Raw genomic sequence first — 11,518 nt, 5'->3', positions numbered from 1 at the left:
ACACTTTCGAGATGCTTTGAAAAATACCTGTCAGCATGGGTATTACAAAAAGCTACTAATATATCATTGAAAAGTCTTAAATCAACAGTCCTTGATAAAAGAATAGCACTGTTTTATCTATGTTTTAGTTAGTTATCTTTTTTATACCAAGCCTATACTGTATAATGTAGTCAGTTTATTTTGATTAAAACAAAGGCAATCCTATGCTTTTAGTAATGGATGTGGGGAATTCTCATATACATATAGGTGTTTTTGAGGGCGATAATATAGTCTCTCAAATCAGATACGCAACTTCATCTGTTGATTCGACTTCAGATCAGATGGGAGTTTTCTTAAGGCAGGCTCTTCGTGAAAATTACGTAGATCTAGCTAAGATAGAGGGATGTGCAATCTCTTCTGTAGTTCCACATCTAAATTATTCTTTAGGTTCAGCAGTTATTAAGTATTTTGATATTAAGCCTTTTTTTATTAGTATGGATACTACTGCTTTAGATATGTCTTCAGTTGAGGCTCATCAGGTTGGTGCTGATAGAATTGCTAGTTGTATAGGCGCTATAGCAGAATACCCAAATAAAAACTTGCTTATAATAGATCTAGGAACAGCGACAACATTTGATGTAGTGACTAAGGATAAAAAATATCTTAGTGGTTCGATTATGCCAGGAGTTAAGCTTTCATTGAATGCTTTGTGTAGTGGAGCATCTCAACTATCATCAATAACTATTGTTAAACCAGAAGTTGCAATTGGTTACGATACCAAAACAAATATCCGGTCAGGTTTGTACTATGGCCATCTTGGTGCTTTAAAAGAGATAAAAAAGAGAAGTATAGAAGAGTTTGATGGTAATGATGTGTATACAATCGCTACAGGTGGATTTACGGGGCTTTTCAAAGATGAGGGGATATTTGATGAAATATCTCCCGATCTTATTCTAAGAGGCATTAGAATAGCCTTTTTACAAAATAAAAAATAATTGAGGTTTTAGTTTTATGTTGAAAAAGAAAAAAGTTGTAATCTTGCTTTTTGATTCATTTGGGATTGGTGAAGCTCCAGATGCTGAGGACTTTGGTGATGAGGGTTTTGATACGCTTGGCCATATCGTAGAGTATTTTGAAGCTAATGGTAAAAAATTAACTCTTCCTAATCTTTCAAGAAAAGGATTGAAGCAAGCAGCTGAGTATAATAGATGTAAGGCCCTATCTACAGATATTTCAGGTGGTAATGATACTGTTGAAAACGCTAAGTATGGATACTGTGCGGAACTAAGTAAGGGTAAAGATACTCCAAGTGGACACTGGGAGCTTGCAGGAGTACCAGTGCTGTTTGATTGGTACTATTTCACTAAAAAAGAAAATCAAAGTTGTTTTGATAAGGCATTTATTGATGAATGGGTCAGAAGATGCGATCTTAAAGATGGTTTTATTGATGCTGGCCATGCTTCTGGAACACAAGTGCTTATAGATTATGGTTGTGAAAGCTGTATGACAAAAAAACCAATAGTTTATACTTCTGGCGACAGTGTATTTCAAATTGCTGCTCATGAAGATTACTTTGGTTTAGATAACCTTCTTAAGGTTTGTAAGATAGCTAGAGAGCTTCTTGATGAAATGAATATGATGGTTGGTCGAGTTATAGCAAGACCATTTGTAGGTGAGTCAACAGATGAGTATGCTCGTACAGGCAATAGAAGAGATTTATCAATATTACCTCCTGCAGAAACTTTATTGCAGAAACTTGTGAAAGCAGGCGGAGAGGTTATTTCAATTGGTAAAATAGCTGATATCTATGCTAATCAAGGGATATCAAAGAGTGTAAAAGCAACAGGCCTTGAGGATCTTTTTGATAAGACTATACATGAGTATCAAAATGCAAATACTGATAGCCTTATCTTTACAAACTTTGTTGATTTAGACTCAAGTTTTGGGCATAGAAGAGACCCTAAGGGGTATGGTAAAGCTCTAGAGTATCTAGATAGTCGCATCCCTGATTTAGATAAATATTTAGATGAGGATACTATCGTGATTTTAGCAGCAGACCATGGTTGTGATCCAACTGCACCTGGTACTGACCACACACGTGAATGCGTACCGTTCTTATTGTGGGGTAAAAATATTGAATCAGAATTTGTTGGCCCAAGAGATACATTTGCAGATATAGGGCAAACTATTGCTGAGTTTATGGGTGTTGAAAAGCTAGATTATGGTAAGTCTGTACTATAGGAATCAGTATGATAACTAAACAAAAAATCGTTTCGCTAATGGATTTAACTCAATTAGGCGATAATGATACAAATGAAGATATTATGAACCTATGCTCTAAGGCAAAAAACTCTCTTGGAGAGGTTGCTGCAATTTGTGTCTTCAAAGAATTTATTCCTGTTGTTAAAAAGCAACTAGGACAAGATTTTAAGGTAGCTACTGTAGTAAATTTTCCAAATGGAGACTCTTCATTAGCAGAAGTCGTTTCAGAAGCAAAAGAAGCTCTTGAGCTTGGGGCTGATGAAATTGATGTGGTGATTGATTATAATCAGTATATTAAAACTGGTGAAAGCTCAAACTCATGTGAGATTATAAATTCTGTTAAAGAGCTATGTGGTGATAAGGTACTAAAGGTGATTATAGAGTCTGGAGAATTAAACTCAAATCATCTAATAGAAAAAGCAAGTGTTGATGCAATTGCAAATGGTGCGAATTTCATAAAGACTTCTACAGGAAAAACTCCAATAGGTGCAACGCTTGGAGCAGCTAAAATAATGCTGGAAACTATTTCTAATAATGATGCAGGAGTTGGTTTTAAAGCTTCTGGGGGGATTAGAAACTATGACCAAGCTATTGCATACATAAACTTAGCTGATACTATAATCAATGACAATTATGTTAATGCAAGTAAATTTAGGTTTGGTGTTAGCGGACTGTTAGATAATTTACTCGAACAAACAAAAGAAGATACAAATGGCTACTAAACTTTTATTTTTTGTATTAAGTCTGCTAGTAATATATATATTAGCATTTGCATGGAGTAGCAATAGAAAGCTAATTCGTTACAAATATCTAGTGATAATTGTCGTGGTACAGCTTATTCTGGCGAAATTTATGCTAAGTACTTCTGTGGGTGTTCAAATTATAGATACTGTAAACAAGGCGTTTGGGGTGCTCTTATCAAGTGCACATGTTGGAGTTTCATTTGTATTTGGTGGTTTAGCAGATTCAAAAGATTTTATATTTTTCTTTAATGCTGCGATGCCAATAGTTGTGATGTCTGCTGTGATAGGTGTTTTGCAACACTTCAAAATTCTTCCTTATATAGTTGTGGGCATTGGTAGTGTATTGTCGAAATTTACGGGTATGAGTAAGTTAGAGTCATTTAATGCGGTAAGTTCACTAAGTGTTGGTCAGTCAGAAAACTTTTTGTACTATAAAAAGATCTTGCAATATTTGCCCTCAAATGTCCTTTATACAATGGCTGCTACAGCGATGTCTACTGTTTCGATAGGGACGGCTGCTGCATATATGACTATTATAAACCCAACTTATGTGTGTGTCGCAATTGTACTAAACATGTTTGGTACGTTTTTTGTGTTAAATATCATAAACCCTTATGAGAAAACTAAAGAAACGAGCTATAAGTTTCTTAATGATCAAGTTGAAGAAGAAAATAAGCAGAAATTCTTTGAAATGCTTTCAGAGTATATTATTGATGGATTTAAAGTAGCAATAGTCGTTTGTGTAATGATTATCGGTTTTATTGCATTTTTAAACCTAGCAGATGATATTTTTACTGCAATTTGTGGAGTAAGTCTGCGAGCGATTATAGGCTATATTTTATATCCTTTAGCATGGCTTCTAAATATAAACGGTAGCGAGATACATTTAGCAAGTCAGATAATGGGTACAAAAATAGTTACTAATGAATTTGTAGCTATGGAAATGTTATCTCAGCATACAAAATCTTTTTCTGCTCATTCGGAAGCAGTTATTTCAGTGTTTTTAGTATCATTTGCGAACTTTAGTTCTATCGGTATTATAATAGGTGCGATACAGGCTTTAAGTAAAGAAGCATCTGTAAAAGTTGCTAAGTTTAGCTTGAAAATTTTATACGGAGCAATACTTGTAAGCTTTTTATCAGCAAGTGTTGTAGGGTTTGTGATATAGAGTTATGATTTTATCTAAAATCTTATATTTTTTGTTAGGACTTGTCGTTGTTTTTGTGATGGCTTTTCTTTGGAGTTCTGATAGGAGAAATATAAAGTATAAAACTCTAGCTATTATTTTAGTTATTCAGCTAGTATTAGCAGTGATTATGCTTGATTCAAGTTTGGGTGTCTCTATTGTTGACCATGTTTCTAATGGCTTTAATGATCTACTTGAGTATGCTCATGTAGGTACAGCATTTATCTTTGGTGATTTGGCAAATTCTCAAAAAAATGGTTTTGTATTTTTCTTTAATGTTGGGATGTCTATAGTTTTAATCTCAGCGATAATAGGAATTCTACAATACTTTAAAATTCTGCCAGTAATTATAAAATCTATAGGATTTATTTTGTCGAAAATAACTGGCATGGGTAGACTAGAATCTTTCAATGCAGTTAGTTCTTTGATGGTTGGCCAGCAAGAAAATTTCTTAGTCTATAAAAAAATAATTGGCCATTTACCTTCAAATGTTCTGTATACAATGGCAGCTACGGCAATGTCTTCCATATCTCTAGCAGCAATAGCTATCTATATATCTATTATTGAGCCAAGACTTGTATGTGTTGCTGTTGTGATAAATATGTTTGGTATATTTTTTGTACTAAATATTATCAACCCTTATGAAAAAACTAATGACCTAATGTATTCAAAACTTCATGATAATTATGAAAATACAAAGCAAAGCTTTTTTGAAGTGCTGTCAGAATATATACTAGATGGTTTCAAGGTCGCAGTTATAATCTGTGCGATGCTTATAGGTTTTGTGGCTCTTTTGGCAATGATAGATGGAATCTTTACTGCGGTATTAGGTATAAGTTTTAGAGAGATTCTAGGGTATTTGCTTTATCCATTTGCTTGGGTTTTAAATATTCATGGCAATGAAACATATATTGCTGGCCAAATAATGGGTACAAAGATAGTCGCAAATGAACTAGTTGCGATGCAAATGTTAAAAGATCAGTCGGCAAATCTTTCTGCACATACGCAGGCAGTTATTTCGGTGTTTTTAGTTTCTTTTGCTAGTTTAAGTTCAATTGGTATAATTATTGGAGCAGTTCAAGCTTTAAGTAAAGAGGCAGCTATTAAGGTTGCTAAGTTTGGTTTGAAAATAGTTTATGGTGCTTTGTTAGTAAGCTTTTTATCTGCAAATATCGTGGGATTAATCATATAGGGTTGTATATGCTAGTTACAAAAATACTTTATTTAATTTTAGGTGTTGCAGTTGTTTTTCTCTTAGCGTTTGTGTGGAGTAGTGATCGCAAAAACATCAAATATAGATACCTTTTTATTATACTAGGCTTACAGCTTTTTCTTGGCTATTTTATCTTACAGTCTACAGCTGGAATTAAGTTTGTAAGTGTTTTATCTAGTGGTTTTGAGCGTATATTGCAACACTCTCATGAAGGTGCTGAGTTTGTGTTTGGTAATCTTGCAAATATGGATAAATATGGCTTTGTATTTTTCTTTAATGTGGGGCTTTCGATAGTTCTAATCTCCGCAATAATTGGAACTTTACAGCATTTTAAGATACTTCCTTTTATTGTTAAGTATGTTGGCTTAATACTCAGTAAAATTACAGGCATGGGTAAAATGGAAGCTTTCAATGCTGTTAGCTCTATCACAGTTGGGCAACAAGAGAACTTTTTGGTTTATAGGAATTTACTTGACCATTTACCATCAAATGTTTTGTATACTCTAGCAGCTACAGCTATGTCGACAGTATCTCTTGCGATTGCTGGCTCATATATGGCAATAATAGATCCTAAATATGTTTGTGTTGCGATAGTGTTAAATATGATAGGTACTTTTTTTGTTTTACATATTATTAATCCTTATGATAACTCAGAAGACTTTGATTTTGATAAGCTTCAAAAAGATTATGAAACTAAAAAAGCTAGTTTTTTTGAAATGTTAGCAAACTATATGTTTGATGGCTTCAAGATAGCTGTTATTGTTTCAGCTGTATTGATAGGTTATATAGCATTATTAGATCTAATAAATGTGATTTTTTCACATGTCATCGGCATTACGTTTACCCAAATTATAGGGTATGTATTTTATCCTTTGGCATGGGTTTTAAATATTCATGGTAATGAGGTGATGCTTTCAAGCCAGATAATGGGTACAAAGATTGTTACAAATGAATTTGTTGCAATGCAAGATTTAGCAAAGCATTCTACAGAAATTTCTGAGCATACCAAAGCCGTTATATCAGTTTTCTTGGTTTCTTTTGCAAACTTTAGCTCTATTGGTGTGATAATAGGTGCTGTGCAAGCATTAAGTAAAGATGCTTCTGTTAAAATTGCAAAATTTGGTATCAAGATACTTTATGGAGCAGCATTAGTAAGTTTGCTTTCTGCATCTGTGGTTGGGTTTATTGTTTAGGGTGAGTTATGAAAGCTAAATTTATAGTAGTAGAAGGCTTAGATGGTGCAGGTAAAAGTACCGCTATAAGCTTTATTAAAAAGTTTTTAGAGCAAAAAAATATCAATGCAATATATACTCGTGAACCAGGTGGTACAAAGGTTGCAGAAGATATTCGTAATTTAGCATTACAAAATAATTATGATGAAACAGTCCACTCAGATACGGAGCTTCTACTAATGTATGCAAGCCGAGTTCAGCATATACATAGCCTTATAAAACCAAATCTTGATAGTGGAGTGATAGTCGTTTCAGATAGATTTTATTGGTCAAGTATGGCGTATCAGGGTGGTGGAAGAGGACTTGGGTTTACTAAGCTTAATGCACTTAATAATAATTTTATAAAAGATTGTGAGCCGGACTTGATCATTTATTTAGATGTTGAGCCGATAATTGGTTTGCAGAGAGCTAAAAAGGTTGGTGATCCAGATAGGATTGAGCAGGCAGGTTTGGAGTTTTTCCATCGTGCTCGTAAGACTTTTAAAGATCTTGTGGCAAAGACAGGTAATGCTTATGAGATAGATTCATCTTTACCATTGCTAGAGATAGAAAAGCAGATTTGTGATTTACTAGCTGAAGTTACGCATTAAATATATTTTGAGTGGTATAACATTGCGCTGAAAAATAGGAAAGCAAGGTGTAGGAGTTACTAGTAAACTCTAAGTCTATTACTAAAACAATATTTTTGGTTTTCTAAATTCAATATTTTTAGTAAACTCTTTTATCAAATAGATATCTTTAATTATTTACTTATAAAACTATGAACGAACTTCTACAGCAAATAGCAAAACGCAGAACTTTTGCAATCATCTCGCATCCGGATGCTGGTAAAACTACTATCACTGAAAAAATGCTTTTATTTGGAAATGCTATCAAGACAGCAGGTACAGTAAAAGCTAAGAAAAGTGGTGTCCATGCGACATCTGACTGGATGCAGATGGAGAAGGATAGAGGTATATCTATCACAACTTCTGTGATGCAATTTCCTTATAATGATCGTGTTGTAAACCTACTAGATACTCCAGGGCATGAGGATTTCTCAGAGGATACTTACCGCACACTTACTGCAGTTGACTCTGCTTTGATGGTTGTAGATGCTGTAAAGGGTGTCGAGGATAGAACTATTAAACTTATGAATGTGTGTAGGTTGCGTGATACACCTATCCTTACATTTATGAATAAATTTGACCGAGATACTCGTGATCCACTTGAGCTTCTTGATGAAGTTGAAGATATCATGAAAATCAAATGTGCTCCGATGAACTGGCCTATAGGTATGGGTAAATTTTTTAAAGGTGTATATGATCTTTACAATGATGAGGTTACACTTTTTGAAACAGGTCACGGGCATGAGATTCATCCATTTAAAAAAATTAAGGGTCTAGCTAATGCTAAAGCTGAAATTGGTTCAGATTTGTATGATGACCTTGAGATGGAAATTGAGCTTGTAAAAGGTGCTAGTAATGAGTTTGACCAACAAGAATTTCTTGATGGAAAATTAACACCAGTTTATTTTGGTACGGCTCTCAGTAACTTCGGTGTAAAAGAGATGATGGATGGCTTTACAACTATCGCTCCAGCACCACAAGGTCGTGAAGCAAATCAACGCGATGTGCTCGCAGGTGAAGAAAAATTAACGGGTTTTGTATTTAAAATCCAAGCGAATATGGATGATAAGCACCGTGATAGAATAGCATTTTTTAGAATCTGCTCAGGTAAATACCATCGTGGTATGAAAATTTACCATGAAAGAACAGGCAAGCTAATGCAAATCTCAAAAGCTCTTACATTTATGGCAGGCGAAAGAGAGCAGGTTGAAGAGGGTTATGCTGGAGATATTATTGGTCTACATAATCACGGTAGTATTCAAATTGGCGATAGCTTCACTCAAGGCGAAAAACTTAAGTTTAAAGGCATACCAAACTTTGCTCCAGAGATTTACAAGCGAGTCAAACTGAATGATCCTCTTAAAATGAAAGCTCTTCAGAAAGGTCTGGTTCAGTTATCAGAAGAAGGTGCTACGCAAGTGTTTAAACCAATGATTTCAAATGATCTCGTGCTTGGTGCGGTAGGTGTACTTCAGTTTGATGTAGTAGCACAACGCTTAGCTAGTGAGTACAATGTAAAATGCTCGTACGAAGGTGTGAATGTGGTTCAAGCTCGTTGGGTCTTCTGTGATGATGAGAAAAAACTTAATGATTTTAAGAAAAAATATGAAGTTAACCTATCTTATGATGGTGCTGGGTACTTGACTTATCTTGCTCCGACAGGTGTGAACTTACAGTTAGCACAAGACAAAAATCCAGATATAATCTTTAGTTCTACTCGTGAGCATTAAATAAAATCATCTAGTTTCTATACACTAAAATATGCTATAATTTTTGAGTCTTTATTTAAAGTATATTATAGGGTTTTCTAGATGTTAAAGAATATCAGCAAGATTTTGATAGCAGGTTCAGCTATAGTTGCGTTACAGCCATTATATTCAATGGAAATATACACTGTTAAAAGCGGCGATTATTTATATAAAATTGCCAAATCACACACTGTAAATGGTATAAGTACTGGTGAGTTAACAGATTCTATTAAAGGTATCAATAAGTCTGAGGTTCCAGGGATTGTTGATAATCGCATAAAGATTGGAGATAAGCTTGCTATTCCAACAACAAAAGATGAAGTTGAAGATGGACTTACTTTAGTTCGTAATGAGATGGTCCAAGGGACATATAATGCTAGTAATGTTTCACAGACACCTAAAGTTATTGGCAATAATAATTCTTCAACAACAGACTCATCAAATCTTGGTGACCAAGCTATGGTTTCTAATCGGTCAGCTGCGACACAAAATACTCAAACAACATCATCACAAAATACTGTTCCAAACATAATGCCAAATGATGATGCTAAAGTTGTTACATATGGTAGTGACTTAGATAGTAAAATCAATAATCAGGATATTCAAGAGACTCAGTCGAATGATGGTAGTGAGTCAAGCTCTATTTTTAGTAAGTTAGCTAAATTTATTTTTGTGATTATTATTTTGTTGGGGTTATTTATATTTGGCAAAAGGTTTTGGGATAGCAGAAACTCAAAAAAAGAACAAGAGTTAGAGGTTCTTTCCAAGAAAAGAAGAGATCATCTGATGTCTAGAATTTCTCCAGTAGTATCTGATAGCGATTTTTATAAAGCTGATGATAGTCATCAAGGTCCTCAAGAAGCTTTTGATTTCTCTGCCCCATTAGATGGAAGTAGGCATAGTAAAGTTGCTGCTGAAAATATCAAGGATAAAGATTTAGAAGAAAAAGTTAATCTAGAAAGTGATATCAATGATCTTATTAATACTAGTGAAAATAAAACTAGCAAAATAGCAGAGTTAGTAAGTACAGGTGATAAACCAGAGGATGATAGTGCAGAAGAAAGTATTACTGCTCCTCAAAATACTAAAAGCACAGCTGTTAAGACATCAAAAGGTATGGTTTTTGAAACAGCTAGTGATGATAGCTTTAAAAAAGCAGATGATTTAGTAGAAGAAATTGATTCTGAGATATATGAAGAAGATGAGATGAGATATGTTGAAGAGTTAGTTGAGCAATATCTTGATGGCGAGAAATATATGGAAGCGAGTATTACAGTTCAAGACTCATTAGAAAAAAGTCCAAACAATATAAATCTTCGTTTTATGTTGCTTGAAGTTTATGCTCGAGCAGGGGATGAAATAGCTTTTGATGGAGAAGTTCATCTTATTAAATCTAAAAATATTGTTAGTATGTTTGATCCACTTCATCAGAAGATTGCAAAACTTAAAGATAAATATTTTGAATAATCTTTACTGGAATTAATATGTTTTTTAAGAAGAAAAAAGAGTCTGTAGAAGTACAGCAACCATCTAACGAGAGTCAAAAAAAAGGCCTTTTTTCTAGACTACAGTCAGGCCTTTCTAAGACTGCAGGTAAGTTTGGTAGCGGTTTAAATACCATTTTAATGGGACAAAAAATCGTTGATGAAGAACTTTTAGAAGAAATAGAAATGCAATTGCTTACAGCCGATATTGGTGTTGAGGCAACAGATGAAATCGTAAATCACCTTCGCGATAAGGTGGCTAGAAATGAGTTGCAAACAGTAGATACTCTCAATGAAATTATTAAAGCAAAGCTTACTGAGATTTTAAAGCCAAGTGAGAAGCCTTTAGAGATTAATTCTCAAAATACCCCTCATGTAATACTTGTAGTTGGTGTAAATGGTGTAGGTAAAACTACGACTATTGGTAAGCTTACTAAAAAGTTACAGCTTCAAGGTAAATCAGTAATGCTAGCGGCAGGAGATACTTTTAGAGCAGCTGCAGTTGAGCAACTTAGAGAGTGGGGTGACCGTAATAACACTCAAGTTGTATATCAGCATGAAGGTGCTGATAGTGCTTCAGTGATTTATGATGCAATAAGTTCAGCTAAGTCAAAAGATGTTGATGTGATAATAGCAGACACCGCAGGTAGGCTACACAACAAAGATAACCTAATGCAAGAGCTTAAGAAAGTTATTAAAGTTATTAATAAGATTGATGATTCAGCACCTCATGAAGTTATGCTAGTACTAGATGCTACAACAGGAGGTAATGCACTTTCCCAAGCGGAAGCTTTTAATGATTTAGTTAATTTAACTGGTATAACAATTACCAAACTTGATGGCACAGCAAAAGGAGGGGTAGTATTCTCTATTGCTAAAAAAATGGGCTTGCCAATAAGGTTCATTGGTGTTGGTGAGAAAATTGATGATTTGCAGGTGTTTAAGGCAAATGATTTTACTGATGCCTTGTTTTCAAATAATTTGAATTAAAAAAGGCTGTAGCTTATGAAACTCAAAACTATTTTTTCTATTATACTTTTGCTATTAAGTGTAGGTGTTTCTT

The 11,518-nt window shown here is 34.2% G+C and carries 10 protein-coding genes; all 10 read left to right on the top strand.

Annotated features, from left to right (window positions below):
- Nucleotides 1-203 precede the first annotated feature (203 nt).
- The 10 genes from CDH04_RS08575 to ftsY all read left to right on the top strand — a co-directional run bounded on the left by CDH04_RS08575 (nt 204) and on the right by ftsY (nt 11,445).
- Nucleotides 204-974 carry a type III pantothenate kinase gene (locus CDH04_RS08575; protein WP_112870620.1) on the top strand — a complete coding sequence of 257 codons (771 nt, stop codon included), beginning with the start codon at nt 204-206 and terminating at the stop codon, nt 972-974.
- Between the two features lie 16 nt (nt 975-990).
- Entirely contained in the window at nt 991-2,220 is a 1,230-nt protein-coding gene (locus tag CDH04_RS08570) for a phosphopentomutase (protein ID WP_112870619.1), read from the top strand.
- An 8-nt stretch (nt 2,221-2,228) separates the two neighbouring features.
- On the top strand, nt 2,229-2,963 hold the full coding sequence (gene deoC / locus CDH04_RS08565; RefSeq protein ID WP_112870618.1) for a deoxyribose-phosphate aldolase: 735 nt from the start codon (nt 2,229-2,231) through the stop codon (nt 2,961-2,963).
- Nucleotides 2,953-4,152, top strand: a complete 1,200-nt coding sequence (locus tag CDH04_RS08560; RefSeq protein ID WP_112870617.1) for a NupC/NupG family nucleoside CNT transporter — start codon at nt 2,953-2,955, stop codon at nt 4,150-4,152. Before deoC ends, CDH04_RS08560 begins: the two co-directional genes overlap by 11 nt.
- 7 nt (nt 4,153-4,159) lie before the next feature.
- Nucleotides 4,160-5,362 carry a NupC/NupG family nucleoside CNT transporter gene (locus tag CDH04_RS08555; RefSeq protein ID WP_112870938.1) on the top strand — a complete coding sequence of 401 codons (1,203 nt, stop codon included), beginning with the start codon at nt 4,160-4,162 and terminating at the stop codon, nt 5,360-5,362.
- 8 nt (nt 5,363-5,370) lie between these two features.
- Nucleotides 5,371-6,576, top strand: a complete 1,206-nt coding sequence (locus CDH04_RS08550) for a NupC/NupG family nucleoside CNT transporter (protein ID WP_112870616.1) — start codon at nt 5,371-5,373, stop codon at nt 6,574-6,576.
- Nucleotides 6,577-6,584: 8 nt separating this feature from the next.
- Nucleotides 6,585-7,205, top strand: coding sequence for a dTMP kinase (gene tmk / locus CDH04_RS08545; protein ID WP_112870615.1), 621 nt, complete (start codon nt 6,585-6,587; stop codon nt 7,203-7,205).
- 170 nt (nt 7,206-7,375) lie between these two features.
- Nucleotides 7,376-8,953: a peptide chain release factor 3 gene (locus CDH04_RS08540; protein ID WP_112870614.1), complete on the top strand. Its 1,578-nt coding sequence runs from the start codon at nt 7,376-7,378 to the stop codon at nt 8,951-8,953.
- A gap of 81 nt (nt 8,954-9,034) precedes the next feature.
- Nucleotides 9,035-10,438 (top strand): LysM peptidoglycan-binding domain-containing protein, encoded by a 1,404-nt coding sequence (locus CDH04_RS08535; protein WP_112870613.1) that lies wholly within the window; start codon nt 9,035-9,037, stop codon nt 10,436-10,438.
- Between the two features lie 17 nt (nt 10,439-10,455).
- Nucleotides 10,456-11,445, top strand: a complete 990-nt coding sequence (gene ftsY, locus CDH04_RS08530) for a signal recognition particle-docking protein FtsY (RefSeq protein ID WP_112870612.1) — start codon at nt 10,456-10,458, stop codon at nt 11,443-11,445.
- Nucleotides 11,446-11,518 lie beyond the last annotated feature (73 nt).

Source organism: Francisella adeliensis (genome assembly GCF_003290445.1).
Taxonomy (GTDB): domain Bacteria; phylum Pseudomonadota; class Gammaproteobacteria; order Francisellales; family Francisellaceae; genus Francisella; species Francisella adeliensis.
Note: the sequence above shows the minus strand (reverse complement) of the source record. Positions and strands in the feature narration are given on the sequence as shown.